Consider the following 26,355-nt stretch of genomic DNA (forward strand, 5'->3'; position numbering starts at 1 on the left):
AATCGTTTCCTCTGTATAAAATTCCGCCTTAATAATGAGTTTCATTTGCATCAATAATAATATTAATCAAGGGTAGCGTTTCATGAAAAAGGTCATCTGCGCGTTAGGCCTGGCGGTTGCGTCGGTCAGTTCTGCTCTGGCAACCACATATCCTCTGACCATTGAAAACTGTGGCTATAAAGAGACGTTCACCAAAGCGCCGGAACGCGTCGTGGCCCTGGGACAGAACACCGTCGAAATTTTGCTCCTGCTGGGCCTGGAAGATAAGGTGAAGGCCAGCGCCTTCTGGCCTACTAAAGTGTTGCCGCAACTGGCGGAACAGAACGCAAAAATCAAAACCCTGACGGTAGAAATCCCGACGCTGGAATCCATCCTTTCGCAAAACCCTGATTTTGTTCCTGCCCAGCTTCCTCTGCTGCTTGGGCCGGAGAGTAAGGTCGCAAAGCGTGAAGATCTGGCCACTGTCGGCGTGAACAGCTATTTATCACCGGGCATGTGCGCGACCAAAAAGGCCGCCGGCGATATGTACGGCAGCCGCCAGAAGCTGTGGGATATGACCTATCTCTATAAAGAGATTGAGGATTTCGCTAAAATTTTCAACGTTGAAGATCGCGGCCAGGCCGTCATTGCGGATTTCAAAAAACGCGAGGCCGACCTGCGTAAGGAATTCAGCAAGAATAAAAAAGACCTCTCGTTTGTCTTCTGGTTCTCCAGCTCATCCCCTTCTGCGGACGCCTACGTCGGCGGTAAAAACAGCGCCTCAGGGTTCATCGCTGACGTGCTGGGCGGGCATAACGCCATCACCTCCGAGACCGAATGGCCGACCGTGGGTTGGGAAAGCATTATTGCCGCCAATCCGGATGTCATCGTGGTGTCCAGCCTGGACCGCAACCGCTGGGCGCTGGATAACGCACAAGAGAAAATCAAATTCCTGAAGAGCGATCCGGCGGTCAGCCAGCTGGACGCCGTGAAAAAAGGCCATATCGTGGTGATGGACGGTCAGGCCATGAACCCGACGATCCGCACGATTTACGGGGCTGAGCAGGTCGGCGAACAGCTCAGAAAACTGGGGCTGAACTGATGACATCCGCCGTTCTTCAGGCCCGGCAGAGCCTGGTTCTGACGACCTCGGCTTTGCTCGCCCTGGTACTGTTATTTCTGGTGATCGCCCTGAGCGTCAGCGTAGGCGAGCTGTCCATCCCGCTGGATAACGTGTTTTACGCCATCAGTAATAAAATGGGGCTTACCGAGGTTCCGCTCACTCGCATCTATGAGAGCGTCATCTGGGACTTTCGCCTGAGCCGCGCGCTGGTGGCGGCCTGCTGCGGCGCGGGGCTGGCCATCTGCGGTGCCGTATTGCAGAGCCTGCTGAAGAACGCGCTGGCGGAACCCTACGTGCTCGGCGTGTCCGCGGGCGCGTCGACCGGGGCGGTTTCTGTCGTCGTATTAGGGATCGGCACCGGTGCGGTGTCTCTCTCCGCCGGTGCCTTTGCCGGGGCGTTCGCCGCGTTTGCGTTTGTCGCGTTTCTGACGAACGGCGCGCGCGGCGGGAATGAACGGACCATTCTGGCAGGGGTCGCCGCCTCGCAGCTTTTCAACGCCATTACCGCCTACACCATCAGCACCTCCGCCAGCGCCCAGCAGGCGCGCGACGTGATGTTCTGGCTGCTGGGCAGCTTCAGCGGCGTACGCTGGCCTGAATTCCAGCTGGCGCTGGTCGTGGTGCTGATTGGATTAGCCATTTGCCTCTACTATTCCCGGGCGCTGGATGCCTTCACGTTCGGTGATGACGCCGCCGCCTCTTTAGGTATTGCCGTCCCGTGGGTGCGCCTGACGCTCTTTACCACTACCGCGCTGATTACCGCGACCATCGTCAGCATGGCGGGGTCAATCGGCTTTGTCGGGCTGGTGGTGCCGCACGTGATGCGCTTCCTGTTCGGGCCGCTGCACCGCACGCTGCTGATTGCCAGCGCGCTGGCAGGGGCGATCCTGATGGTGCTGGCAGACATTGCCTCGCGCATGCTGATTGCGCCGCAAAGCCTGCCCGTCGGGGTGGTCACCGCGCTGGTGGGCGTCCCCTTCTTTGCCGTGATTATCTACCGTTCAAGGAATAAGTGATGAGCATCTGCGCGGAAAATATTACCTGGAAGGTCGGCAAAAAGGTCATCGTTAATGACGTCTCGCTGAAGGTGTCACGGGGCGAAACGGTAGGTCTGCTTGGCCCTAACGGCTGCGGGAAATCGTCTCTTTTACGGATCCTCTCGGGGCTGCGTCGCCCGGACGCTGGCTGCGTTACCCTGGACGGGCAGGACATCTCCCGCATCGCCAAAAAGCAGCTTGCCCGCCGGGTCGCCTTCGTGGAGCAGCACGGCATGACAGATGCCAATATGCGCGTGCGCGACGTGGTGAAACTTGGGCGTATTCCACACCACTCCGCCTTTTCCAACTGGAGCAGCCACGATGACGAGACCGTCACCGCCGCTCTGCAGCGCGTGGATATGCTGGATAAAAGTGACCAGGGCTGGCTGAGCCTCTCCGGCGGCGAGCGCCAGCGCGTCCACATTGCCCGCGCGCTGGCCCAGACCCCGACGGAAATCCTGCTGGATGAACCGACCAACCACCTGGACATTCATCATCAGATGCAGCTGATGCAGTTGATCAGCGAATTACCGGTCACCAGCATAGTCGCTATCCACGATCTCAACCATGCCTCGATGTTCTGCGACACGCTGATTGTGATGCAGAAAGGACAAATTGTGGCGACGGGGACACCGCAGGACATCTTATCCGAGTCGTTGCTCTGGGATGTCTTCCGGGTTAAAACCAAAATCGAGATCTCGCCGTTCCATGGCAAAAAGCACATCCACTTTATCGTTTAGGGGCGAGTGAACAACGATGCCCCTTCGCCCCGCCACCACGCTCTGGCCGCCCGTCTTACTGGGTAGCCAGTTTGTTTTTAACATTGGCTTTTACGCCGTTGTCCCCTTCCTGGCGATATTCCTGCGCGACGATATGCTGCTCTCCGGCGGGCTGATCGGGCTGATCCTCGGCCTGCGCACGTTCTCTCAGCAGGGGATGTTTATCGTCGGTGGTGCGCTCTCGGACAGGTTTGGCGCGAAAGTCGTTATCCTGAGCGGGTGCATGATTCGCGTTGCGGGGTATTTGCTGCTGGCGTTCGGAGGCTCGCTGTGGCCGATTATTCTGGGCGCGTGCCTGACAGGCGTGGGCGGCGCGCTGTTTTCTCCGTCTATTGAGGCATTGCTGGCGAAAGCGGGCACGCACAGCGAGGCGAAAGGTAAACGAAGCCGGGCGGAGTGGTTCGCGCTCTTTGCGGTCTGCGGGGAACTCGGTGCGGTACTGGGCCCGGTTGCCGGCGCCCTGCTCACCGGCCTGGGCTTTCGCCAGGTGGCGCTGGCGGGCGCAGGGGTCTTTATCGTTGCGCTGGTGGTGCTCTACTTTTGCCTGCCCGCGTCACGCCACGCCTCTCGGACGCTGAAGCTCGTTCCCTGGTGGACGACGTTCCGCCAGCCGCGCTTTGTCGCCTTTATCATTGCCTACAGCTCGTGGCTGTTAAGCTATAACCAGCTCTATCTGGCGCTGCCGGTGGAGATCCAGCGCTCTGGCGGTAACGAGAAAGATCTCGGCCCGCTTTTTATGCTGGCCTCGTTGCTGATCGTTGCATTACAGCTGCCGCTGGCGCGTTTCGCCCGGCGCGTGGGCGCGGTGAGGCTCCTGCCGGTAGGCTTTTTGCTGCTTTCAGCCGCCTTCGCGAGCGTGGCGATGTTTGCCCCGATGACGCCGCCGGAAGGCTGGCTGCGCTTACTGCCTTCCGTCTGCCTGGTGACGCTGTTGACGCTGGGACAGATGCTGCTGGTGCCATCGGCGAAAGATCTGATCCCTCGGTTTGCGGAGGAGTCCACGCTTGGCGCGCACTACGGGGCACTCGCCACCGCCGGCGGCATTGCGGTACTGGCAGGAAACCTGGTGTTTGGCAGCCTGCTGGATCGCGCGCTGGTGCCCTCAACGCAGGCAATGTATCCCTGGCTGCTGCTGGCCCTTTTCCCACTCTGCAGCGCGCTGGCCCTGAACGTGATTTGCCGTCCGCTGAGACGCTGAACCGATCACTTTTTCGGACGGTACTTCTCCGGCAGTTCCGGTACGGGACGACGATCATCAATCAGATGACGAACGGTCAGGATAGGATGACGCCATAACATACGCGGACCTGCCCAGCGCATAACCTGCTTCATCTCTTCACGTCTGGCAGGCTGGTAGCAGTGTACCGGACACTGCTTGCAGGCAGGCTTGTCCTCACCGAAAACGCACTTATCCAGGCGCTTATCGGCATACGCGTTGAGCGCCTGATAATGCCCTTCCTCCTGAGATGCCTGCGGACACTGCTTTTCATACAACGCGATCATTTTCGCGATGGTCTCTTTTTCTCGTGAGATGCGTTTACCGGACATAACGGCCTACCGAATAATAAAGTGCATTAATAATACACTTTTAAGCACTGTATTTCAGCGGTTGCATTTCGTTTCCTGAAGCCTGATTCCAGTTTTCACCCTGCACCAACCGATAATTACTGGTATTTTATACAGGCATCAGAAATGACCTTTGTCCGTGTTGTCTGGAGACCCTATGCAAGAGCTCGCTATCAGCAAACCCTATCGCCATTTAAAAGTGGGATATTTTAGAAAGCGCCATGAAGACCGCAATACCAAGATACCAAAGCGCTACAGCGTACATGCGGCGCTGAGCTTAAAAGGTGACTGGCTTGAAAAGGCGGGGTTTACGACCCATTCCAGAGTCAGAGTGGGCGTGGAGCATGGAAAAATTGTCATTGAATTAATGTCGGAAGACGGCTCGTAAAGCCACGACATTTTTCTGCGCCGGACCTTTTTTTCATGCGACAATAGAAGGAACAAACGGCCACTGAGCCGATCAAAACGGTTTATATTCAAAGAAATGGACATCATAACTCCATGAGCACAATCGACAATTTCGACGCACATACGCCGATGATGCAGCAGTATCTGAAGCTGAAGGCACAGCATCCGGAAATCCTGCTGTTTTACCGTATGGGTGATTTTTACGAGCTGTTTTATGACGATGCTAAGCGTGCATCGCAGCTGCTCGACATCTCGTTGACCAAACGTGGCGCATCGGCAGGTGAACCCATCCCGATGGCAGGTATCCCGCACCACGCGGTAGAAAACTACCTGGCGAAACTGGTGAATCAGGGTGAGTCCGTCGCCATCTGCGAACAGATCGGCGATCCGGCAACCTCAAAAGGCCCGGTGGAACGCAAAGTCGTGCGCATCGTCACGCCTGGCACCATCAGTGATGAAGCCCTGTTACAGGAGCGCCAGGATAACCTGCTGGCAGCGCTGTGGCAGGACGGTAAAGGCTTTGGCTACGCGACGCTGGATATCAGCTCCGGACGTTTTCGTCTGAGTGAACCGGCCGACCGTGAAACGATGGCAGCCGAACTGCAGCGCACCAACCCGGCAGAATTGCTCTATGCCGAAGATTTCGCCGAAATGGCGCTGATTGAAGGTCGTCGTGGGTTGCGTCGTCGTCCGCTGTGGGAATTCGAAATTGATACCGCGCGCCAGCAGCTGAATCTTCAGTTTGGCACCCGCGATCTGATTGGCTTTGGCGTTGAAAATGCCCCGCGCGGGCTGTGTGCGGCAGGGTGTCTCCTGCAGTACGTGAAAGATACCCAGCGCACCTCCCTGCCGCATATCCGCTCTATCACCATGGAGCGCCAGCAGGACAGCATCATCATGGATGCCGCCACGCGCCGTAATCTGGAGATCACGCAGAACCTGGCGGGTGGCGTAGAAAACACGCTCGCATCGGTCCTCGACAGTACGGTAACGCCAATGGGCAGCCGCATGCTGAAACGCTGGCTGCATATGCCGATTCGCGATACCGCTACGCTGGTTTGCCGTCAGCAGACGATTGCCGCCCTGCAGGATCGCTATACCGAGCTGCAGCCGGTCCTGCGCCAGGTGGGCGATCTGGAGCGTATCCTTGCTCGTCTGGCACTGCGCACGGCACGACCACGCGACCTCGCGCGGATGCGTCATGCTTTCCAGCAGCTGCCGGAACTCCGTGCGCAGCTGAGCGACGTTGACAGCGCGCCGGTACAGAAACTCCGCGAAACCATGGGCGAATTTACCGAACTCCGCGAGCTGCTGGAGCGCGCCATTATCGATGCGCCTCCGGTACTGGTGCGTGATGGCGGCGTGATTGCCCCTGGCTACAACGAGGAACTGGACGAATGGCGCGCGCTGGCCGACGGTGCGACGGACTACCTCGACAAGCTGGAAATCCGCGAACGCGAACGTCTTGGGCTCGACACCCTGAAAGTGGGTTATAACGCGGTTCACGGTTACTATATTCAGATCAGCCGCGGGCAGAGCCATCTGGCGCCGATTCACTACGTGCGCCGCCAGACGTTGAAAAACGCCGAACGCTACATCATTCCTGAACTGAAAGAGTACGAAGACAAAGTCCTCACCTCGAAAGGTAAAGCGCTGGCGCTGGAAAAACAGCTCTACGATGAGCTGTTCGACATGCTGATGCCGCACCTGGCCGACCTGCAGCTGAGCGCCAGTGCGCTGGCGGAACTGGACGTGCTGGTGAACCTGGCAGAACGCGCGGAAACGCTGAACTACACCTGCCCGACCTTTACCGACAAACCTGGCATTCGTATCACTGAAGGTCGTCATCCGGTAGTAGAGCAGGTGCTGAATGAACCGTTCATCGCCAACCCGCTGAGCCTGTCACCGCAGAGAAGAATGCTGATCATTACCGGTCCGAACATGGGCGGTAAGAGTACCTATATGCGTCAGACGGCGCTGATTGCCCTGCTTGCCTATATCGGCAGCTACGTTCCGGCGCAAAACGTGGAGATTGGCCCCATCGACCGTATCTTTACCCGCGTCGGGGCTGCGGACGATCTGGCGAGCGGTCGCTCTACCTTCATGGTCGAGATGACCGAAACGGCAAACATTCTGCATAACGCGACGGAGCACAGCCTGGTGCTGATGGACGAAGTCGGACGCGGAACGTCAACCTATGACGGTCTGTCGCTAGCATGGGCCTGTGCGGAAAGCCTCGCGAACAAAATCAAGGCCATGACGCTGTTCGCCACCCACTACTTCGAGCTGACGCAGCTGCCGGAGAAAATGGAAGGGGTTGCGAACGTTCATCTGGATGCGCTGGAGCACGGTGATACCATAGCCTTCATGCACACGGTGCAGGATGGCGCGGCAAGCAAGAGCTATGGCCTGGCCGTCGCGGCGCTGGCAGGTGTACCGAAAGAGGTGATCAAGCGCGCGCGTCAGAAACTGCGTGAACTGGAAAGCCTGTCACCGAATGCGGCGGCGACGCAGATTGATGGTACGCAGATGTCGCTGCTGGTACCGGCGGAAGAGACATCGCCTGCCGTGGAAGCGCTGGAGAACCTCGACCCGGATTCACTGACGCCGCGTCAGGCGCTGGAGTGGATTTATCGGTTGAAGAGTCTGGTTTAGTTCTCTGCAATCTTTTGCCCGGTGGCGCTGCGCTTACCGGGCCTACGGGGTTTGTAGGCCGGGTAAGGCGAAGCCGCCACCCGGCAGAACAGACCGCACGATGTTATCGCCCGGTAAGCGCAGCGCCACCGGGCTTTTTTTACAGCAGCGGCGGGATCGTCGGCACCTGCGGTGCCTCATCAATATCCTTCTGCGTCATGCGGAACGCTTCCGGATAATGCTCACGGCTGGTACGACGCAACGGTTCAGTGTCGCGCCAGGTATACAAACAATGCTGGCACTGATAAACGGTCCAGACCCCTTTCACCGGTGACGTCGCCATCACTTCAATATGCTCATCGGCACAACGTGGACAAATCATCTTTTCCTCCTTATTGGCGTGCAGCCAGCATCGCGGTCAGTTTTTCAGCCCAGGCTTTGGTTTCAGGCAGATCCTGTACCGGCTGGCTATAGTGGCCACGGGTGTCCGGTGCGACAGGCGTAGTGGCATCGATAATCAGTTTGTCGGTAATGCCCGCCGGGCTGGATCCCGGGTCGAGTTCAAGGACCGACATGTTCGGCAGTTGCACCAAATCCCCTGCCGGGTTCACTTTCGATGACAGCGCCCACATCACCTGCGGGAGGTTGAACGGGTCGACATCCTCATCCACCACGATCACCATCTTCACGTAGCCCAGACCGTGCGGCGTGGTCATGGCACGTAAACCGACCGCGCGAGCAAAACCGCCGTAACGTTTTTTGGTGGAGATAATCGCCAGCAGACCGTGGGTGTACATCGCGTTAACCGCCTGCACTTCCGGGAATTCTGCTTTCAGCTGCTGGTAGAGCGGCACGCAGGTAGCCGGTCCCATCAGATAGTCGATCTCGGTCCACGGCATGCCAAGGTAAAGGGATTCGAAAATCGGTTTGGTGCGGTAAGAGACTTTGTCGATACGGACAACCGTCATGTTACGGCCACCGGAGTAGTGCCCGGTAAACTCGCCGAAAGGCCCTTCGATTTCACGCTTGCGGCCCTCAATCACCCCTTCCAGGATCACTTCAGAACCCCACGGCACGTCAAAGCCGGTCAGCGGTGCGGTGGCAATAGGATACGGGCTTTCACGCAGCGCACCGGCCATTTCATACTCGGACTGATCGTATTTCAGCGGCGTGGCGCCCATCAGGGTGATGATCGGGTCGTTGCCGAGGGTAATCGCAATCGGCAGGTCTTCGCCACGCTCTTCCGCTTTGTGCAGATGCAGAGCGATATCGTGCATCGGTACCGGCTGCAGGCCGAGCTTGCGCTTGCCCTTCACTTCCATGCGGTAGATGCCGACGTTCTGCTTGCCGAAGTTATCCGGGTCGAGCGGATCGCGCGAGACGACGCACGCTTTATCGAGATAATAACCCCCGTCCCCGTCGTTCAGGCGGAACAGCGGCAGGATATCGAACAGGTTAATGTCTTCACCGTCCACCGTATTCTGCGCCCAGGCCGGATTGGCGCGGCGCTCTGGCGCAATCGGGAATTTATCCCAGCGGCGAATAAACTCGTCGATCTGTTTTTTTACCGGAGTGTTCGCCGGCAGCCCCATCGAAATGGCGTGGTTCTGCCAGGAGCCGATGGTGTTCATCACCACGCGGGCATCGGTAAAGCCACGAATGTTGTCGAACCACAGCGCGGGCGCGCCGTCGCCAATGCGGCCGGTCGCGTTGGCTGCCGCTGCCAGATCGGGCTCAGCGTTTACCTCTTCCTCAATTTTCAGTAGTTGCCCTTGCTCATCGAGCGCCTGGAGGAAGCTTCTCAAATCATCAAATGCCATCTTTATTCTCCTGTGAAAAATGTTTCGCCTCCCGCAGCCCGTTCCAGCGTCGCGCCTTTTTATGCTCCAGACCGAACTGGTCGAGCACGCGGGTCACAATATGCTGGGTAATGTCATCTGCGGTCTGAGGGTGGTTGTAATACGCAGGCATAGGCGGCACCATCGCCACGCCCATGCGGGAGAGCGCAAGCATGTTCTCAAGATGAATGGTGCTGAGCGGCGTTTCACGGGGAACCAGCACCAGCTTGCGCCCCTCTTTCAACACCACATCCGCCGCACGTCCCACCAGCCCTTCGGCGTAACCCGCGCGGATACCCGCCAGCGTTTTCATGCTGCAGGGAATGACGATCATGCCGTCGGTGCGAAACGAGCCGGAAGAGATAGTGGCGGCCTGGTCAGCCGGGCTGTGGACAACGTCAGCCAGCGCAGCGACGTCCTGCGCGGTGTAAGGCGTTTCCAGCTCAATGGTGGTTTTTGCCCACTTAGACATCACCAGATGGGTTTCCACCTCCGGCATGTCACGCAGTGCCTGCAATAAAGCCACACCCAGCGGCGCGCCCGTTGCTCCCGTCATTCCTACTATCAATCTCATTCATCACCTCAATAATTTGTTCGTACACGAACATTATAAATAAGCTACTCCAGGATTGTTTTTCTGACAAGATCGTTCGCATACGATCACACGAATGGCTAAAAAATGCCGCGTTAAAATTGAGAGCAATAGCGGCTATCATAGGGGGAGATTTTTTCCGTCGGAGTGTTCATGGAACTAAGACAAGAGGCGTTCCACCTGTTACGTCAGCTTTTTCAACAGCATACCGCGCAGTGGCAACATGCCTTGCCGGAACTGACCAAGCCACAGTATGCGGTGATGCGCTCCATTGCCGAGCATCCGGGCATTGAACAGGTGGCATTGACTGAAGTCGCGGTCAGCACGAAAGCGACCCTGGCGGAGATGCTCAGCCGCATGGAGGCGCGTGGTCTGGTCAAACGCGAGCACGACCCTGCGGATAAGCGCCGTCGCTTTGTCTTCCTGACGCCAGAAGGGGAAGCCCTGCTTGCAGACTGCAAGCCGGTAGGCAATGGAGTTGATGAGGCCTTTTTAGGCCGTCTAAGCAAGGCCGAACGGGAGCAGTTCTCGGCGCTCATCAAAAAGATGATGCACGATTAATTCACGCTGGTGCGCATAAAATCGATAAAGGTGCGCACTTTCGCTGACACATGCCGGGCATCAGGATACACCGCATAGATACCCTGCCGCGCAAAGGTATATTCCGGTAATACCGGGGCCAGTTTTCCAGCATCAAGCGCACCGCGTACCAGCCATTCCGGCAGTAACGCCACCCCACCGCCTGCGAGCGCAAAAGCCATAAGGGCCTGAGCGCTGTCGGCAAACAGGCGCGGCGCTTGTTTTATCTCCAGTATTTCAGGCGCACCGCTGGCATCTCTCACCTGCCAGCGCAGCGGCGAGGCCAGGCGCTCGTGGATGATCCAGTCGGCTTGCGCCAGCTGCGCAAGCGTTTCTATCGGATGGTTAACGAGCCACCCGGGCGTCGCCACAGGGAGAATAGAAAAGTGCGAAATCAGCGCGGCGTGGTTGCGCGAATCGGCAAGCGTTCCCAGCCGGATGGCCACGTCAAAGCGCTCCGAGATAAGATCGGCGTGCAGGGACGACGAAGCATGTCGTACGCGAAGATCCGGGTGCTGCTGGCTAAACCTGGCCAGCAGCGGCACCACCACCTGTGAGCCATACTCGGGCGTAGTGGTGATCCGCAGTTCGCCAGTAAGCCCCGCATGATTCGCACGGACATCATCCTGCAGCCGTTCGGCATCCTTCAGAAGCGCCACGCTGCGCTGATGAAAAAGCGCGCCCGCCTCGGTTAACGTCAGTCGACGGGTGGAGCGCAGCAGCAGCGTAACGCCCAGCTCATCTTCAAGCTGGCGAATATTGAAGCTGACGACCGCTTTTGTCAGCCCCATCGCCTCGGCGGCCGCCGTAAAACTGCCGGTGTCGGCCACCGCGACAAACATCTGCGTCCGCTGCAGGTTAATCATCATCACGCCCTTTACTGTCAAAATATTTTTGACAGTATATCGCGCTTTGTCAGGTTTATCCGTGCTTCCCGGATCGATACGATACGCCACCTCACTGGAGGATCCACCATGACGTATCGCAGCAAAGTCGCCGTTGTTTATCTGCTGGGCTTTTTTCTTGATTTGATCAACATGTTCATTGCCAGCGTCGCGTTCCCGGCAATGGCTCACGCCTTTAACGCCACGCCTTCGGCCCTTACCTGGGTTAGTAACGGGTACATTGCCGGCCTGACGCTGGTGATCCCGTTTAGCAGCGTGCTCACGCGCCGCATCGGGCCCAAGCGCGTCATTCTGCTCTCACTTTTTCTGTTCAGCGCAGCCTCCGCAGCGGCGGGCCTGTCTGCAACGCTTGAAAGTCTGATCGCCTGGCGAATGATCCAGGGCGTGGGAGGAGGCTTACTGATCCCCGTCGGACAGGCGCTGACCTGGCAACAGTATAACCCTCACGAGCGTGCCAGACTCTCCTCGGTGGTGATGCTGGTCGCGCTGCTTGCCCCGGCCTGCTCCCCGGCTGTCGGCGGCGTGCTGGTGCAGACGCTGGGCTGGCGATGGATCTTTTTCGCTACGCTACCGGTCGCTATCGTGACCTTTGCTCTGGCGTGCCTGTGGCTTAAACACGAAAAACCCACGATGAAAGCGGCCAGACTGCTAAACCTGCCCTTGCTCGCGGACCCGCTTTTGCGTTTTTCCATGCTTGTTTATTTATGCGTTCCTGGCGTATTTATTGGGGTGAGCGTCACGGGCATGTTTTATCTTCAGCACGTGGCGAACATGAGCCCAGCCGCAACAGGGATGCTCATGCTGCCGTGGTCCGTGGCATCGTTTATCGCCATCACGGCAACGGGACGTTATTTTAACCGTATCGGCCCCCGGCCGCTGATCGTCATCGGCTGCCTGTTGCAGGCCACGGGGATCCTGCTTTTGATTAACGTCAGTTCGGCTACGCTGCTGCCTGCCGTTGCGTTTACCCTGATGGGCGCGGGAGGAAGCCTGTGCAGCAGTACGGCTCAGAGCAGCGCGTTTCTGACAACGCGCCGGGAAGAGATGCCCGATGCCAGCGCGCTGTGGAATCTCAATCGTCAGCTGAGCTTTTTTGCCGGTGCCCTGCTGCTTGCCCAAGTGCTGAACCTGGCTCAGGCGTGGCTGCCACCGCTCGCCGCCTGGCACGGGATGTTTATTTTTGCCGCAGGCATGACCTTGCTGCCTGTACTGTATGTTTTTCGTCTTAACAATTCGCAGGTGCTCACCCAGCTGCGACAGGAGAATTCATGACGCCTTTCGAACACGACATTATCGACCTCCACATTGCGCTTGAAGACTGGTTAGGCAAAGGTGAAGGTGATTCCGACGCCCTGCACGCCCGTTTTCGTCCCGATTTTCTGATGATCCCGCCGGGCGGCGTTCATATCGACTATGACGGCCTTGTCAGCTTTCTGGAAAAACAGCGCGGAAGCCGTCCCGGACTGAAGATCGTCATTGATGAATTAACTACGCGCCAGGCGTGGTCTCACGGCGCGGTACTCCATTACCGGGAGACGCAAACCCGGCCGGACCAGCCCGTTAACGTGCGCTGGTCAACCGCGGTGCTCAATCAGGAAGGCGATCGGATAGTGTGGCGTCTGCTGCACGAGACGGCGACGCAACCGTAACACAAAAGAAAAAGGCCCGTCTCACGACGGGCCTTTTTTGACGAAAGGTTGCTTATTCGCGGAACAGCGCTTCGATATTCAGACCTTGCCCCTGCAGGATTTCACGCAGGCGGCGCAGACCTTCAACCTGAATCTGACGAACACGTTCACGGGTCAAGCCAATTTCGCGGCCGACGTCTTCCAGTGTCGCAGCTTCATACCCCAGTAAACCGAAACGACGTGCCAGCACTTCACGCTGTTTGGCGTTCAGTTCGAACAGCCATTTGACGATGCTCTGCTTCATGTCATCGTCCTGCGTGGTGTCTTCCGGGCCGTTGTCTTTTTCATCGGCCAGGATGTCCAACAGCGCTTTTTCGGAGTCGCCACCCAGCGGGGTGTCAACGGAGGTAATGCGCTCGTTGAGACGCAGCATACGGCTTACGTCATCAACCGGTTTATCGAGTTGTTCGGCAATTTCTTCTGCGCTTGGCTCGTGGTCCAGCTTATGGGACAACTCGCGCGCGGTGCGCAGATAAACGTTCAACTCTTTGACGATGTGAATCGGCAGGCGGATCGTACGGGTCTGGTTCATAATAGCCCGTTCGATGGTCTGACGAATCCACCAGGTCGCGTAGGTTGAGAAACGGAACCCGCGTTCCGGGTCAAACTTCTCAACTGCGCGGATGAGACCTAAGTTGCCCTCTTCAATCAGATCCAGCAGAGCCAGACCACGATTGCCGTAACGGCGGGCAATTTTCACGACCAGTCGCAGGTTACTTTCAATCATGCGACGACGCGAGGCCACATCACCACGCAAAGCACGACGTGCGAAATAGACTTCTTCTTCGGCCGTTAGCAGTGGGGAGTAACCAATCTCCCCAAGGTAAAGCTGAGTCGCGTCCAGTACACGCTGTGTGGCACCCTGCGATAACAGCTCTTCTTCAGCCAAATCGTTATCACTGGGTTCCTCTTCTACTAAGGCTTTTTCGTCAAAAGCCTCTACTCCGTTCTCATCAAATTCCGCGTCTTCATTTAAATCATGAACTTTCAGCGTATTCTGACTCATAAGGTGGCTCCTACCCGTGATCCCTGAACGAGACACCCTGGCTGGCATGCCCCGTCAAATTATCGCTGCGGCAAGTACTGCAGCGGGTTTACGGATTTCCCCTTGTAACGAATTTCAAAATGCAAGCGTGTAGAACTGGTTCCGGTGCTACCCATGGTAGCGATTTTTTGCCCCGCCTTAACTTCTTGTTGTTCCCGGACCAGCATTGTGTCGTTATGGGCGTAGGCACTCAGGTAATCATCGTTATGTTTGATGATAATAAGATTACCGTAACCGCGCAGAGCGTTACCGGCATACACAACGCGTCCGTCTGCGGTCGCGATGATAGCCTGTCCTTTACTCCCTGCGATATCGATCCCTTTATTTCCCCCTTCGGAGGAAGAGAAGTTTTCGATAACCTTGCCGTCAGTTGGCCAGCGCCATGCAGAAATCGGCGAACTGGAGGTCATACTGCTGGCAGTCGGTTCAGTAGAGCTAACCACAGGTGCCGTAACCGGTGCTGTGACAGCAGTCGCAGTCCCTTTATTATTCGGCAACATTTTGTTAGCAGTCTGATCACCTGAATCCTCAGAATACGTAATTACAGGTTGTGAAGCAACCACCGTGGTGGATTTTTGTGCAGGCTTAACGCTGTTATTCTGCGCCGTCACATCGGCCGCGGAAACGGTGTTGCCAGGGGTCAGCGGCGTGCCCGTCGCGTTACCGACCTGGAGCGTTCGCCCGACTTCCAGACCGTATGGGGCCTGGACGTTATTGCGCTGCGCGAGGTCACGGAAATCGTTCCCGGTGATCCACGCAATGTAGAACAGCGTATCGCCGCGTTTCACGGTATAGGTGCTGCCACCGGTGTAGCTGCCTTTCGGAATGTTCCCATACTGGCGGTTATAGACTATGCGGCCATTTTGGGTCTGAACAGGCTGTTCAACTGGCTGAACCTGCATTGGCTGTGTAACAGGATGTTGCACAGGCTGAATTTGTGGTGTTTTCTGCGGCGCAGCCGTCCCCATTTTAGGTGGCGGCGTGATTAACATTCCGCTGGACGTGTTACCGGAGCCGCTGTTTCCGCCGACGGAACTGACGGGCGCAGGCGCGTTGTTAGAACTTGTACAACCTGCCAGCCAGAGCGAAACCAGTGATAATGCCGCAACACGGCTGATGGTGAATTTAGGGCTTCCCGCGCTCATTTATCCCCCAGGAATGTTTTAACTACCAGTGACTTAAAATTTACCGTGATGGCACGAATCTTTCGCGCCACACCATACGCTGAATTTGCCTTAATAACCCTGGATAATTCCGAGTCTCAGGCCAACTCCCCCTTCACCAGAGGCACAAAGCGCACGGCTTCCACGGTGTCGATAATAAACTCGCCGCCGCGCCGACGAACGCGCTTCAACAGCTGCTGCTCGTCCCCGACAGGCAGAACCAGAATGCCCCCCTCATCCAGCTGCGATAACAGGGCAGCAGGAATTTCAGGCGGGGCCGCCGTCACGATGATGGCGTCAAACGGGGCGCGAGCTTTCCAACCCTGCCATCCATCACCGTGTCGTGTCGAAACATTATGTAAATCAAGTTGTTTCAGGCGACGACGCGCCTGCCACTGTAAACCTTTAATCCGCTCAACGGAGCATACATGGTGCACCAGATGCGCCAGGATCGCAGTCTGATACCCCGACCCGGTGCCAATCTCCAGCACGCGGGAGTCGGGCGTCAGCTCCAGCAGCTCCGTCATCCGCGCTACCATATAAGGCTGCGAAATCGTCTGGCCCTGCCCGATGGGCAGCGCCACGTTTTCCCACGCTTTGTGTTCAAACGCCTCGTCTACAAATTTCTCACGCGGAACCTGAGCAAGTGCTTCAAGCACGTGCTCGTCGCGGATCCCCTGCGCGCGGAGTTGTTCCAGAAGAGTTTGTACACGTTTGTTTACCATTGCGCGTTCACTCCTGCGCGATCCAGCCAGCCCGACACCACATCATGCGCGCTATACGCGGTTAAATCTACGTGCAGCGGGGTAACCGAAACATAGCCTTCTTCTACGGCGGCAAAGTCGGTATCCGGACCCGCATCGCACTTATCGCCAGGAGGGCCAATCCAGTAAAGCGTGTTGCCGCGCGGATCCTGCTGCGGGATCACCTGATCGGCCGGATGTCGGCTTCCACAACGGGTGACGCGAATGCCTTTAATTTCATCGAGAGGAAGATCCGGCACGTTGATGTTGAGGATGCGCCCGGTACGCAACGGCTCGCGGCCGAGCGCCCGCAGGATCGAACAGGTCACCGCAGCGGCGGTGTCGTAGTGCGTGTAGCCGTTCAACGAGACCGCCAGCGCCGGGAATCCCAGATGGCGCCCTTCCATTGCGGCCGCCACGGTACCGGAGTAAATCACGTCATCGCCGAGGTTAGGACCGGCGTTAATGCCGGAGACGACGATATCCGGACGCGGACGCATCAGCGCGTTCACGCCCAGAAAAACACAGTCGGTTGGCGTGCCCATCTGCACGGCAATATCGCCATTTTCAAAGGTAAAGGTGCGAAGCGACGACTCCAGCGTCAGCGAGTTAGACGCTCCACTGCGGTTACGATCGGGTGCCACGACCTGCACATCCGCAAATTCGCGGAGGTGTTTCGCCAGGGTCTGAATGCCCGGCGCGTGGATCCCGTCATCGTTACTCAGCAATATTCGCATAATCACCCGAGGTGTTGATAAGTTCCCTGACAACACTGGTGGCAAAGCTACCTGCCGGTAGCCAGAAGCGTAACTCGACGGTTACGTCATCCCACCAGTTCCAGCTTAACTGCTGCGGATAGAGCAGCATTGCGCGGCGTGCCGCGTCGACTTTTTCCCGCACCAGCAAGGATTGCAGTTCTGGCGCATCCGCTACAGCTGCTTGCTCGGCGGCCAGCGCGTCGCCCTGTGTTCCCCAGTCGCCCGTACCGGGCAGCGCGGCGGTAATCATCAGCGCTTTTGCGTCCACGCGCGACTGCACATCGGCCATTTCTTCGGCCGTTGCCACAAACCAGCTTCCGCGTCCCGCTAATTGTAGCGCATCGCCAACAACAACTTGATTCGCGTCCGGTTTTTTCAGCCTTTCGCTCACAATCTGATTAAACAACGCACTGCGGGCCGCCGACAACCAAAAACTGCGTTTATTCCTGTCCCGCACCGGTGCATCGCTTTGCGCCCAGCGCAGCGCGCCCTGCAGGTTGCTGCCGCCAATGCCAAAGCGCTGCGCGCCAAAGTAGTTCGGCACGCCGAGTTCACTGATAGCGTTCAGACGTTTTTCAACGTCTTCGCGGTGGGTCACTTCCCGCAGCACCAGCGTAAAGTCGTTACCCTTCAACGCACCCAGACGCAGTTTGCGCTTGTGGCGGGCGAATTCCAGTACCTTACAGCCTTCAAGCTCAAATTTGCTTAAATCAGGCATCGTATTACCGGGAACGCGCGCGCAGAGCCACTGTTCAGTGACGGCGTGTTTATCTTTCTGCCCGGCAAAGCTCACTTCGCGGGCATGAATTTTAAGGAATTTTGCCAGCGCGTCGGCCACAAAGCGGGTATTGCAGCCATTTTTCAGAATACGCACCAGGATATGTTCGCCTTCGCCATCCGGCTCAAAGCCCAGATCCTCTACCACGAGGAAGTCTTCAGGGCTGGCTTTCAGCACCCCGTTCCCCTGCGGTTTACCGTGCAGGTATGTCAGGTTGTCGAAGTCTGTCATTTGCTCGCCTTCACCAGCAGCGCCACGGCTTCACAGGCAATCCCTTCGCCGCGCCCGGTAAAGCCCAGCTTCTCGGTCGTCGTCGCTTTGACGTTCACGTCGTCCATGTGGCAGCCCAGATCTTCTGCAATAAACACGCGCATCTGCGGAATGTGCGGCAGCATTTTCGGGGCCTGGGCAATAATCGTCACGTCGACGTTGCCGAGGGTGTAGCCTTTCGCCTGAATGCGACGCCACGCTTCGCGCAGCAGTTCGCGGCTGTCCGCGCCTTTAAATGCCGGGTCGGTGTCCGGGAACAGCTTGCCGATATCACCCAGCGCGGCAGCGCCCAGCAGCGCGTCGGTCAGCGCATGCAGCGCCACGTCGCCATCAGAATGTGCCAGCAGTCCTTTTTCATAAGGAATGCGCACGCCGCCAATGATAATTGGGCCTTCTCCGCCAAAGGCGTGTACATCAAAACCGTGTCCAATTCGCATTATGCCTTCTCCTGATGGGTCGAACGGGTAAGATAGAATTCCGCAAGCTGTAAATCTTCCGGACGCGTCACTTTAATATTATCAGCGCGTCCTTCAACAAGCTCAGGGTGGAAACCGCAATATTCCAGCGCAGAGGCTTCGTCCGTGATGGTCGCACCTTCTCTAAGCGCACGCGTTAAGCAGTCGTGGAGTAATTCGCGGGGGAAAAATTGTGGCGTCAGCGCGTGCCATAAATCGACGCGATCGACGGTGTGGGCGATAGCCTGTTTACCCGGCTCGGCGCGCTTCATGGTGTCGCGCACCGGCGCGGCCAGAATCCCGCCAACCTTGCTTGTTTCGCTCAGGGCCAGCAGACGCGCAAGGTCGTCCTGATGCAGACACGGACGCGCCGCGTCATGCACCAGCACCCACGGCGCGTTTCCGGCGGCCTGAATGCCCGCCAGCACGGAATCGGCGCGCTCGGCGCCACCGTCAACGACGGTAATCTGTGGATGATTTGCCAGCGGCAGCTGCGCAAAGCGCGCATCGCCAGGGCTGATAGCGATGATCACCCGCGTCACCCGTGGGTGCGCCAGCAGCGCCGCCACGGCGTGCTCGAGGATCGTTTTATCGCCAATAGAGAGGTACTGCTTGGGACATTCTGTCTGCATGCGCCGGCCAAAACCTGCGGCCGGCACCACGGCGCATACGTCCGAAAAAGTTACTGCCATGTCGTAATCCTGGGCCTGATTATCGATTGTTTTGTGCTGAGCCCTGATTGCGTTTAGACGCATCCGGAACCAGACGATAAAAGGTTTCGCCCGGCTTAGTCATACTGAGTTCATTGCGTGCGCGTTCCTCAATCGCCTCTTGCCCGCCATTGAGGTCATCAATTTCAGCAAAGAGTTGATCGTTTCGCGCCTTAAGTTTGGCGTTTGTTGCCTGCTGAGCCGCGACGTCATCGCTCACCCGGCTATAGTCGTGCAGTCCGTTCTTACCGAACCACAGCGAATATTGCAGCCAGATTAGCAAAGCCAGCAACAGCAGCGTTAGTTTACCCATCCTGCCCCCTGAAAAACGGCATCATCATCCCAAGACTTCCCCAGAGCACTACGCCGGGGTAACAGAGATGCCGCAACATCGCGGGCAAATGTACCACATTTTTTCCGCAGAATCGTCCTGCACAATATCGTTACACAGTTGGTTACGGTTTGAATTATGGCTGAAGTTAGCCCATGAGCCACAAAAATAACAGACCAAACATCAGAACCACCGTCACAATCGTGACCACGGTGCTGTACAGGAGCTTGCCATTGAGCAACGAGTGCAGCGCAATGCCGACGACAACCGCCACGGGCATCAGCGCCAGAAAGAAAGGCCAGGTGTAGAGAAAGAAGAACAGCGTGTTACCGCCGTAGATGAGAAACGGGATACCCAGCGCCAGCAACCATGAGACGAAGCCGATGATGGCCCCAGGAAATGACCAGGTCGTTTCGTCGTCGGTCGCGAGCGGCTCCGACCCGGTGGTGGTGATGTAATGTTCACTGTTGCGCATAGCTAATCCTGTGACCGTGACTCATCGTTCGGGAAGACAGCTCCCGAACGATACCGTCTCAGGATCTGATAATATCGTCCCGTCTGAGCAGGTCTAATAATTGGCTTACTAAATTTGTTACCAATTGTTGACCCTCCAGGTGAATTTCAGGCGATTCAGGCGCTTCGTATACCGCGTCAATTCCGGTGAAGTTTCGCAGTTCTCCGGCACGCGCTTTTTTGTACAGCCCTTTCGGGTCGCGCGCTTCGCAAATCTCCAGCGGCGTATCAACAAACACCTCGATAAAGCGATCCTGGCCCACGCGTTCACGCACCATTTGGCGCTCGGCGCGGTGCGGAGAGATAAACGCGGTCAGCACCACCAGCCCGGCGTCAGCCATCAGGCTGGCGACTTCGCCCACCCGGCGGATGTTCTCTTTACGGTCGTCGTCGCTAAACCCTAAATCGCTGCACAGGCCGTGACGCACGTTGTCACCATCCAGCAGGTACGTGCTTACGCCCTGCTGATACAGCGCCTCTTCCAGCGCACCCGCCACGGTTGATTTACCCGAACCGGACAGCCCGGTAAACCACAGCACAACCCCACAGTGACCGTGGAGCTGTTCGCGCTGGGCGACGGTCACCGGATGAGGATGCCAGACGACGTTCTCATCATGGGCGGCCATTACTTGCCTCCCAGCAGATCGCGCGCGCCCCAGTGCGGGAAGTGTTTACGCACCAGCGCATTCAGTTCCAGCTCAAAGGCGCTGAATTCAGAGGCCACAGCAGCCTGTTTAATCGGTTCGCGGACCATACCGGCCCCGACGGTAACGTTGGTCAACCTGTCGATAAAGATAAGCCCCCCCGTCACCGGGTTCTGCTGATACGGATCCAGCACCAGCGGTTCGTCGAAGGTCAGATCGACCAGACCGATGCCGTTCAGCGGCAGTTCGGTAACCTCACGCTGGGTCAGGTTGTTGATGTCCACCTGGAATTGAATACCGTCCACGCGGGCGCGGGTTTTCTTGCCGGCAATTTTGATGTCGTAGCTCTGGCCCGACGTCAGCGGTTGCTCCGCCATCCACACCACGTCCACGGAAGCCCCCTGTACGGCGGCCAGCGTTTCCTGTGCGTCGACCAGCAGGTCGCCCCGGCTGATATCAATTTCGTCTTTCAGCACCAGCGTTACGGCTTCACCGGCGCCCGCGTCCTGCAGGTCACCGTCGAAGGTGACGATGCGGGCGATGGTCGATTCCACGCCGGATGGCAGCACCTTAACGCGCTGGCCGACCTTCACGGAGCCTGACGCGAGGGTGCCTGAGAAACCGCGGAAATCGAGGTTTGGACGGTTCACGTACTGCACCGGGAAGCGCATCGGCTGGGTGTCGACCACGCGCTGGATTTCAACCGTTTCCAGCACCTCAAGCAGCGTCGGGCCGCTGTACCACGGCATGTTCGCGCTCTGGGACGCGACGTTATCCCCTTCCAGCGCCGAGAGCGGCACAAAGCGGATATCCAGGTTGCCCGGCAGCTGCTCGGCAAAGGTTAGGTAGCTCTGGCGGATCTCCTCGAACTTCTCTTCGCTGAAGTTCACCAGATCCATCTTGTTGACCGCCACCACCAGATGTTTGATCCCCAGCAGCGTGGAGATAAAGCTGTGACGACGGGTCTGATCCAGCACGCCTTTACGCGCGTCCATCAGCAGGATGGCCAGGTCGCAGGTCGACGCGCCGGTCGCCATATTGCGGGTGTACTGTTCGTGCCCCGGGGTGTCGGCGATAATAAATTTGCGCTTCTCGGTAGAGAAGTAGCGGTAGGCCACATCGATGGTGATGCCCTGCTCGCGCTCCGCCTGCAGGCCGTCCACCAGCAGGGCCAGATCGAGTTTTTCCCCCTGGGTACCGTGACGTTTACTGTCGTTATGCAGGGAAGAGAGCTGATCTTCGTAAATCTGGCGCGTATCGTGCAGCAGGCGGCCAATCAGGGTACTTTTCCCGTCATCCACGCTACCGCAGGTCAGAAAACGCAGCAGGCTTTTATGTTGCTGCGCGTGCAGATAGGCTTCCACGCCGCCTTCGTTGGCAATTTGTTGAGCAATAGAGGTGTTCATGGCGGCTCCTTAGAAATAACCCTGACGTTTCTTCAGCTCCATGGAGCCTGCCTGGTCGCGGTCAATCACGCGCCCCTGTCGCTCACTGGTGGTGGACACCAGCATCTCTTCAATGATCTCCGGCAGCGTCTGCGCGCTGGATTCCACCGCGCCGGTCAGCGGCCAGCAGCCGAGGGTGCGGAAACGGACCATCTGTTTCTTGATCACTTCACCCGGCTGCAGGTCGATGCGATCGTCGTCGATCATCATCAGCATGCCGTCGCGCTCCAGTACCGGGCGCTCGGCGGCCAGATACAGTGGAACGATCTCGATGTTTTCCAGATAGATGTACTGCCAGATATCCAGCTCGGTCCAGTTAGAGAGCGGGAAGACGCGAATGCTTTCGCCTTTGTTGATCTGACCATTGTAGTTGTGCCACAGCTCCGGGCGCTGGTTTTTGGGGTCCCAGCGGTGGAAGCGGTCGCGGAAGGAGTAGATACGCTCTTTGGCGCGGGATTTCTCTTCGTCACGGCGCGCGCCGCCAAAAGCAGCGTCAAAACCGTATTTATTCAGCGCCTGCTTCAGCCCTTCGGTTTTCATGATATCGGTATGCTTGGCGCTACCGTGCACGAACGGGTTAATGCCCATCGCCACCCCTTCCGGGTTTTTATGCACCAGCAGCTCGCAGCCGTAGGCTTTGGCGGTACGGTCGCGAAACTCATACATCTCGCGGAATTTCCAGCCGGTATCCACGTGCAGCAGCGGGAACGGCAGCGTGCCCGGATAAAACGCTTTACGCGCCAGATGCAGCATGACGCTGGAATCTTTACCGATGGAGTACATCATCACCGGGTTAGAAAACTCGGCGGCCACTTCGCGGATGATATGGATACTCTCCGCTTCGAGCTGCCGCAGGTGTGTAAGACGTTTTTGGTCCATAACCGTTCCTTAAGCCAAATTTACGACAGAAGAACCAAAGCCTTCTGTATCGGTTGTGTGTTGGAACCAGGCGAGCGTGCTGTGCAGCTGCACCACTTCTCCCACCACGATCAGGGCGGGCATCGGGGCGTCTTTCGCCAGGGTTGCAAGTTGTTCCAGGGTGCCCGTCGCAACGTGCTGATCGACGCGCGTGCCGCGAGAAATGACGGCAACGGGCGTCGTCGCCTCGCGACCGTGCTGAATAAGCTGTTCGCTGATATCCGCCGCCTTCATCGTACCCATGTAGATCGCCAGCGTCTGGCGGCTCTGGGCGAGATGGGACCAGTCGAACGGTGTGCTGTCGGCCTTGTAGTGGCCGGTCACAAAGGTCACGCTCTGGGCGTAATCGCGGTGGGTCAGCGGGATACCGGCGTAGGCCGTTACCGCAGAGGCCGCCGTAATGCCGGGCACCACCTGGAACGGTACGCCCGCTTCGGCTGCCGCCTGCAGCTCCTCGCCGCCGCGACCGAAGATAAACGGATCGCCCCCTTTCAGGCGCACCACGGTTTTACCGGCTTTGGCGGCGTCAATCAGCATCTGGTTGGTGTCGTGCTGCGGCACAGAGTGCTCGCCAGCCCGTTTGCCGACGCAGATTTGCTCCGCGTCGCGACGGATCAGCTCGCGCACGCCGTCGGTAACCAGATGGTCGTAAAACACCACGTCCGCGTCCTGCAGCACCTGCAGGCCGCGCAGCGTCAGGAGCCCGGCATCGCCCGGTCCTGCGCCTACCAGAATGATCTCCCCGCCGGTGCTGCCGGGGTTATCCAGTTCGTCTTCAAGAATTTTCTGCGCCGCCGTCTCATTGCCGGCATGCATCAGGCTGGCAAAGCGGCCGCGAAACACGCGTTCCCAGAAGCGACGGCGTTCCGTCACGCTGGTCAGGCGGGTTTTCAGATGGTTGCGCCAGTAGCTGGCTTTCTCAGCCATCCGCCCGAGGCTGGTCGGCAGCAGCGCTTCGATTTTTTCCCGCAGCACGCGCGCCAGCACCGGTGCGGTACCGCCGGAGGAGATCGCCACCAGCAGCGGCGAACGGTCAACGATCGACGGAAAGATAAACGAGCATAAAGGCTGGTCGTCCACCACGTTCACCAAGCGGTAGCGGGCCTGAGCGGCCTCGGAAATCCGCCGGTTGAGGTCGCGATCTTCGGTCGCCGCAATCACCAGCACGACGCTGTCGATTTGTGATTCGTCAAAATCCGCTTCTGCTACTACCCGCACCTGCGCCCCTGCGCGCTGCAGAAACGCAATTTTGCGATCGGCAATTTCACCCGTGCCAACAACCAGCACCGGCTTCTCTTTTATCGCGGCAAATAAGGGCAGATAGTCCACAAGCAACAACTCACTAACAACGAGGAATAGAGGGACTATAGGGGGCGGCTTAGACCGAATGAAATTACGAATTGGAATGAGTAGTTACTCAATGGAATAACGCCGTGAAAAAGCTAATACCAAAAAGTGCTTAACACGCGAAATTTCGGGCATTTAAGAGCAATTCAAATTGTGTATGGACGATCACAGTTTCATACTAAGCGGGTTATTATTTTGCTCAGTTTTTAAGGACTCACTATGTTCTCCGCAACGCGCCACCGTATTGCTGCCCTGGCGCTCGGCGTTTGCTTTATTCTTCCTGCCCAGGCAAAAAACCAACCTTATGGTGAAATCGCCACTATGCAGGCGCGGCATATTGCCACCGTCTTTCCTGGCCGTATGACCGGTTCGCCTGCGGAAATGCTCTCCGCGGACTATCTTCGCCAGCAGTTTGCCGGGATGGGCTACCAGAGCGATATCCGGTCGTTTCACAGCCGCTACGTCTATACCTCACGAAACAAAACGAAAAACTGGCATAACGTGACCGGCAGTACGGTTATCGCGGCGCATGAAGGTACCGCAAAAGAGCAAATTATTATTATGGCGCACCTTGATACCTACGCCCCGATGAGTGACGCCGATACGGATAACAACCTCGGCGGGCTGACGCTGCAGGGCATGGACGACAACGCAGCAGGCCTGGGCGTGATGCTCGAACTGGCCGAGCGGATGAAGGATATTCCAACCCAGTATGGTATCCGTTTCGTGGCCACCAGCGGTGAAGAAGAGGGCAAACTCGGCGCTGAGAATCTCCTTAAACGCATGAGCGCTGAGGAGAAGAAAAATACGCTGCTGGTGATCAACCTCGATAACCTGATCGTCGGCGACAAGCTCTATTTCAACAGCGGGCAAAGTACGCCGGGTACCGTGCGGAAACTGACGCGAGATCGTGCGCTGGCGATTGCCCGCAGCCACGGGGTTTATGCCACCAGCAACCCCGGCGGTAACCCGGATTACCCGCGAGGAACGGGCTGCTGCAACGACGGGGAAGTGTTCGATAAGGCGGGCATTCCGGTCCTATACGTGGAAGCGACAAACTGGGCGCTGGGCAAAAAAGATGGCTACCAGCAGCGGGCTAAATCGAAAGCCTTCCCGGACGGGACAAGCTGGCACAACGTGATGCTGGATAATCAGCAGCACATCGATCGCGCGCTGCCGCAGCGGATTGAGCACCGCAGTCGTGATGTGGTGAAGGTGATGCTGCCGCTGGTGAAGGAGCTGGCGAAAGCGGGGAAAGCCTGAGGCAGTTAAGCCCGGTGGCGGCTACGCCTTACCGGGCCTACATATGGAACGAGCCTTTGTAGGCCCGGTAAGCGCAGCGCCACCGGGCAAAAAGGTTATCACCCTTCGTGCAGCCCGCACTCGCGCTTCAGCCCGAAGAATCGCGTCTCTTCTTCCGCCATTCCCGGTTCCCACTTACGCGTGGTGTGGGTGTCTCCCACCGACAGATAGCCCTGGTCCCACAGCGGATGGTATTTCAGCCCGTGCTTTTGCAGATACTGATACACCGTCCGGTTATCCCAGTCGATAATCGGCAGCACTTTAAACACCCCGCGCTGGACCGCCAACACCGGCAGGGTTGCCCGGCTGCCGGACTGCTCGCGGCGCAGGCCAGCAAACCACGTCTGTGCATTGAGCTCTTTCAGCGCCCGGTTCATCGGCTCAACTTTGTTGATCTCATTGTATTTCTCAATGCCCTCAACGCCCTGTTCCCACAGCTTACCGTAGCGCGCCTCCTGCCAGGCCGCGCTTTCCGTCGCGCGGTAAACTTTGAGGTTCAGCTTGAGCTTGTCCGTCAGCTCGTCAATAAACTGGTAGGTTTCCGGGAACAGGTAGCCGGTATCGGTGAGGATCACCGGAATGTCCGGACGGATCTGATTCACCAGATGCAGGCTGACCGCCGCCTGAATACCAAAGCTCGACGACAGCACATAGTCTCCCGGCAGGTTTTCCAGCGCCCACGCCACGCGCCCTTCGGCGTCCAGCTTTTCAAGGTGGGCATTGGTTTCTGCGAGTGCCAGAATGCGTTCGACTTTTGGCAATGCGTTAAGCGCGTTTAGATCGAGTACGGACATAAATACCTCTC

Annotated in this window: 29 protein-coding genes; 10 read left to right on the plus strand and 19 right to left on the minus strand. The window is 57.7% G+C overall.

The window, feature by feature from the left end:
* Nucleotides 1–82: 82 nt before the first annotated feature.
* The 4 genes from eitA to AC4IC4_RS18135 are packed head-to-tail and all read left to right on the plus strand — an operon-like array spanning nt 83 to nt 4,116.
* Complete coding sequence (eitA, locus tag AC4IC4_RS18120) at nt 83–1,081, plus strand: siderophore ABC transporter substrate-binding protein EitA (protein WP_032648061.1); 999 nt, start codon at nt 83–85, stop codon at nt 1,079–1,081.
* Complete coding sequence (locus tag AC4IC4_RS18125; RefSeq protein ID WP_491471646.1) at nt 1,081–2,118, plus strand: FecCD family ABC transporter permease; 1,038 nt, start codon at nt 1,081–1,083, stop codon at nt 2,116–2,118. Before eitA ends, AC4IC4_RS18125 begins: the two co-directional genes overlap by 1 nt.
* On the plus strand, nt 2,118–2,879 hold the full coding sequence (gene eitC, locus AC4IC4_RS18130) for a siderophore ABC transporter ATP-binding protein EitC (RefSeq protein WP_491471647.1): 762 nt from the start codon (nt 2,118–2,120) through the stop codon (nt 2,877–2,879). The genes AC4IC4_RS18125 and eitC overlap by 1 nt, the downstream gene beginning before the upstream one ends.
* Before the next feature lie 16 nt (nt 2,880–2,895).
* Nucleotides 2,896–4,116, plus strand: a complete 1,221-nt coding sequence (locus AC4IC4_RS18135) for an MDR family MFS transporter (RefSeq protein WP_032648066.1) — start codon at nt 2,896–2,898, stop codon at nt 4,114–4,116.
* 5 nt (nt 4,117–4,121) lie between these two features.
* On the opposite strand, the gene AC4IC4_RS18140 is transcribed toward AC4IC4_RS18135, so the two are convergent.
* Nucleotides 4,122–4,466 (minus strand): nitrous oxide-stimulated promoter family protein, encoded by a 345-nt coding sequence (locus AC4IC4_RS18140; protein ID WP_024909244.1) that lies wholly within the window; start codon nt 4,464–4,466, stop codon nt 4,122–4,124.
* Between the two features lie 175 nt (nt 4,467–4,641).
* Here AC4IC4_RS18140 and AC4IC4_RS18145 point away from each other — a divergent pair, with 175 nt between their 5' ends.
* A complete protein-coding gene (locus AC4IC4_RS18145) occupies nt 4,642–4,872 on the plus strand; it encodes a SymE family type I addiction module toxin (protein WP_463727273.1) in 231 nt (76 codons plus the stop codon).
* Between the two features lie 113 nt (nt 4,873–4,985).
* Nucleotides 4,986–7,547 carry a DNA mismatch repair protein MutS gene (mutS, locus tag AC4IC4_RS18150; protein ID WP_061714546.1) on the plus strand — a complete coding sequence of 854 codons (2,562 nt, stop codon included), beginning with the start codon at nt 4,986–4,988 and terminating at the stop codon, nt 7,545–7,547.
* A gap of 139 nt (nt 7,548–7,686) precedes the next feature.
* On the opposite strand, the gene AC4IC4_RS18155 is transcribed toward mutS, so the two are convergent.
* From AC4IC4_RS18155 to AC4IC4_RS18165, 3 genes are read right to left on the minus strand one after another with little or no spacing between them, the layout of a single operon-like run.
* On the minus strand, nt 7,687–7,908 hold the full coding sequence (locus AC4IC4_RS18155; RefSeq protein WP_003862116.1) for a non-oxidative hydroxyarylic acid decarboxylases subunit D: 222 nt from the start codon (nt 7,906–7,908) through the stop codon (nt 7,687–7,689).
* A 10-nt stretch (nt 7,909–7,918) separates the two neighbouring features.
* A complete protein-coding gene (locus AC4IC4_RS18160) occupies nt 7,919–9,346 on the minus strand; it encodes a non-oxidative hydroxyarylic acid decarboxylases subunit C (protein WP_491471648.1) in 1,428 nt (475 codons plus the stop codon).
* Complete coding sequence (locus tag AC4IC4_RS18165; RefSeq protein ID WP_024909248.1) at nt 9,336–9,938, minus strand: non-oxidative hydroxyarylic acid decarboxylases subunit B; 603 nt, start codon at nt 9,936–9,938, stop codon at nt 9,336–9,338. Before AC4IC4_RS18165 ends, AC4IC4_RS18160 begins: the two co-directional genes overlap by 11 nt.
* Nucleotides 9,939–10,109: 171 nt before the next feature.
* Between AC4IC4_RS18165 and AC4IC4_RS18170 the strand changes: the two genes are divergently transcribed.
* Entirely contained in the window at nt 10,110–10,517 is a 408-nt protein-coding gene (locus AC4IC4_RS18170; RefSeq protein WP_491471649.1) for a MarR family winged helix-turn-helix transcriptional regulator, read from the plus strand.
* Here AC4IC4_RS18170 and AC4IC4_RS18175 read toward each other — a convergent pair.
* Nucleotides 10,514–11,401: a LysR family transcriptional regulator gene (locus AC4IC4_RS18175; protein ID WP_208763928.1), complete on the minus strand. Its 888-nt coding sequence runs from the start codon at nt 11,399–11,401 to the stop codon at nt 10,514–10,516. The two genes, AC4IC4_RS18170 and AC4IC4_RS18175, sit on opposite strands and share 4 nt — an antisense overlap.
* A 108-nt stretch (nt 11,402–11,509) precedes the next feature.
* Here AC4IC4_RS18175 and AC4IC4_RS18180 point away from each other — a divergent pair, with 108 nt between their 5' ends.
* Both AC4IC4_RS18180 and AC4IC4_RS18185 read left to right on the plus strand, forming a co-directional pair.
* The gene (locus AC4IC4_RS18180; protein WP_491471650.1) at nt 11,510–12,712 is read left to right on the plus strand and encodes an MFS transporter; all 1,203 of its coding nucleotides are present in this window, start codon (nt 11,510–11,512) and stop codon (nt 12,710–12,712) included.
* Entirely contained in the window at nt 12,709–13,089 is a 381-nt protein-coding gene (locus AC4IC4_RS18185) for a DUF4440 domain-containing protein (protein ID WP_417927798.1), read from the plus strand. The genes AC4IC4_RS18180 and AC4IC4_RS18185 overlap by 4 nt, the downstream gene beginning before the upstream one ends.
* Nucleotides 13,090–13,141: 52 nt before the next feature.
* Here AC4IC4_RS18185 and rpoS read toward each other — a convergent pair whose 3' ends face one another.
* From rpoS to cysG, 13 genes are all read right to left on the minus strand, one after another.
* Nucleotides 13,142–14,134 carry an RNA polymerase sigma factor RpoS gene (gene rpoS / locus AC4IC4_RS18190; RefSeq protein WP_008499600.1) on the minus strand — a complete coding sequence of 331 codons (993 nt, stop codon included), beginning with the start codon at nt 14,132–14,134 and terminating at the stop codon, nt 13,142–13,144.
* 59 nt (nt 14,135–14,193) lie between these two features.
* The gene (nlpD, locus tag AC4IC4_RS18195) at nt 14,194–15,318 is read right to left on the minus strand and encodes a murein hydrolase activator NlpD (protein WP_491471651.1); all 1,125 of its coding nucleotides are present in this window, start codon (nt 15,316–15,318) and stop codon (nt 14,194–14,196) included.
* A gap of 116 nt (nt 15,319–15,434) precedes the next feature.
* A complete protein-coding gene (locus AC4IC4_RS18200; RefSeq protein WP_023333224.1) occupies nt 15,435–16,061 on the minus strand; it encodes a protein-L-isoaspartate(D-aspartate) O-methyltransferase in 627 nt (208 codons plus the stop codon).
* Nucleotides 16,055–16,816 (minus strand): 5'/3'-nucleotidase SurE, encoded by a 762-nt coding sequence (gene surE / locus AC4IC4_RS18205; protein ID WP_021241911.1) that lies wholly within the window; start codon nt 16,814–16,816, stop codon nt 16,055–16,057. The genes AC4IC4_RS18200 and surE overlap by 7 nt, the downstream gene beginning before the upstream one ends.
* Nucleotides 16,797–17,846: a tRNA pseudouridine(13) synthase TruD gene (truD, locus tag AC4IC4_RS18210; RefSeq protein WP_463727276.1), complete on the minus strand. Its 1,050-nt coding sequence runs from the start codon at nt 17,844–17,846 to the stop codon at nt 16,797–16,799. Before truD ends, surE begins: the two co-directional genes overlap by 20 nt.
* The gene (gene ispF, locus AC4IC4_RS18215; RefSeq protein ID WP_008499607.1) at nt 17,843–18,322 is read right to left on the minus strand and encodes a 2-C-methyl-D-erythritol 2,4-cyclodiphosphate synthase; all 480 of its coding nucleotides are present in this window, start codon (nt 18,320–18,322) and stop codon (nt 17,843–17,845) included. Before ispF ends, truD begins: the two co-directional genes overlap by 4 nt.
* Nucleotides 18,322–19,032 (minus strand): 2-C-methyl-D-erythritol 4-phosphate cytidylyltransferase, encoded by a 711-nt coding sequence (gene ispD / locus AC4IC4_RS18220; RefSeq protein WP_024909255.1) that lies wholly within the window; start codon nt 19,030–19,032, stop codon nt 18,322–18,324. The genes ispF and ispD overlap by 1 nt, the downstream gene beginning before the upstream one ends.
* A 19-nt stretch (nt 19,033–19,051) precedes the next feature.
* Nucleotides 19,052–19,363, minus strand: coding sequence for a cell division protein FtsB (gene ftsB / locus AC4IC4_RS18225; RefSeq protein ID WP_008499609.1), 312 nt, complete (start codon nt 19,361–19,363; stop codon nt 19,052–19,054).
* A 166-nt stretch (nt 19,364–19,529) separates the two neighbouring features.
* The gene (locus AC4IC4_RS18230) at nt 19,530–19,856 is read right to left on the minus strand and encodes a DUF3561 family protein (protein ID WP_008499610.1); all 327 of its coding nucleotides are present in this window, start codon (nt 19,854–19,856) and stop codon (nt 19,530–19,532) included.
* Between the two features lie 58 nt (nt 19,857–19,914).
* Nucleotides 19,915–20,520 (minus strand): adenylyl-sulfate kinase, encoded by a 606-nt coding sequence (gene cysC / locus AC4IC4_RS18235; RefSeq protein WP_491471652.1) that lies wholly within the window; start codon nt 20,518–20,520, stop codon nt 19,915–19,917.
* On the minus strand, nt 20,520–21,944 hold the full coding sequence (cysN, locus tag AC4IC4_RS18240) for a sulfate adenylyltransferase subunit CysN (RefSeq protein WP_491471653.1): 1,425 nt from the start codon (nt 21,942–21,944) through the stop codon (nt 20,520–20,522). Before cysN ends, cysC begins: the two co-directional genes overlap by 1 nt.
* Before the next feature lie 9 nt (nt 21,945–21,953).
* Entirely contained in the window at nt 21,954–22,862 is a 909-nt protein-coding gene (gene cysD / locus AC4IC4_RS18245; protein WP_006811770.1) for a sulfate adenylyltransferase subunit CysD, read from the minus strand.
* A gap of 9 nt (nt 22,863–22,871) precedes the next feature.
* Nucleotides 22,872–24,230: a siroheme synthase CysG gene (gene cysG / locus AC4IC4_RS18250; protein ID WP_024909258.1), complete on the minus strand. Its 1,359-nt coding sequence runs from the start codon at nt 24,228–24,230 to the stop codon at nt 22,872–22,874.
* A gap of 237 nt (nt 24,231–24,467) precedes the next feature.
* Between cysG and AC4IC4_RS18255 the strand changes: the two genes are divergently transcribed.
* Nucleotides 24,468–25,511, plus strand: a complete 1,044-nt coding sequence (locus tag AC4IC4_RS18255; protein WP_090418468.1) for an aminopeptidase — start codon at nt 24,468–24,470, stop codon at nt 25,509–25,511.
* A gap of 98 nt (nt 25,512–25,609) precedes the next feature.
* Here AC4IC4_RS18255 and cysH read toward each other — a convergent pair whose 3' ends face one another.
* On the minus strand, nt 25,610–26,344 hold the full coding sequence (gene cysH, locus AC4IC4_RS18260; RefSeq protein ID WP_024909260.1) for a phosphoadenosine phosphosulfate reductase: 735 nt from the start codon (nt 26,342–26,344) through the stop codon (nt 25,610–25,612).
* Nucleotides 26,345–26,355: the final 11 nt, after the last annotated feature.

Source organism: Enterobacter sp. Taxon_2, from assembly GCF_058355295.1.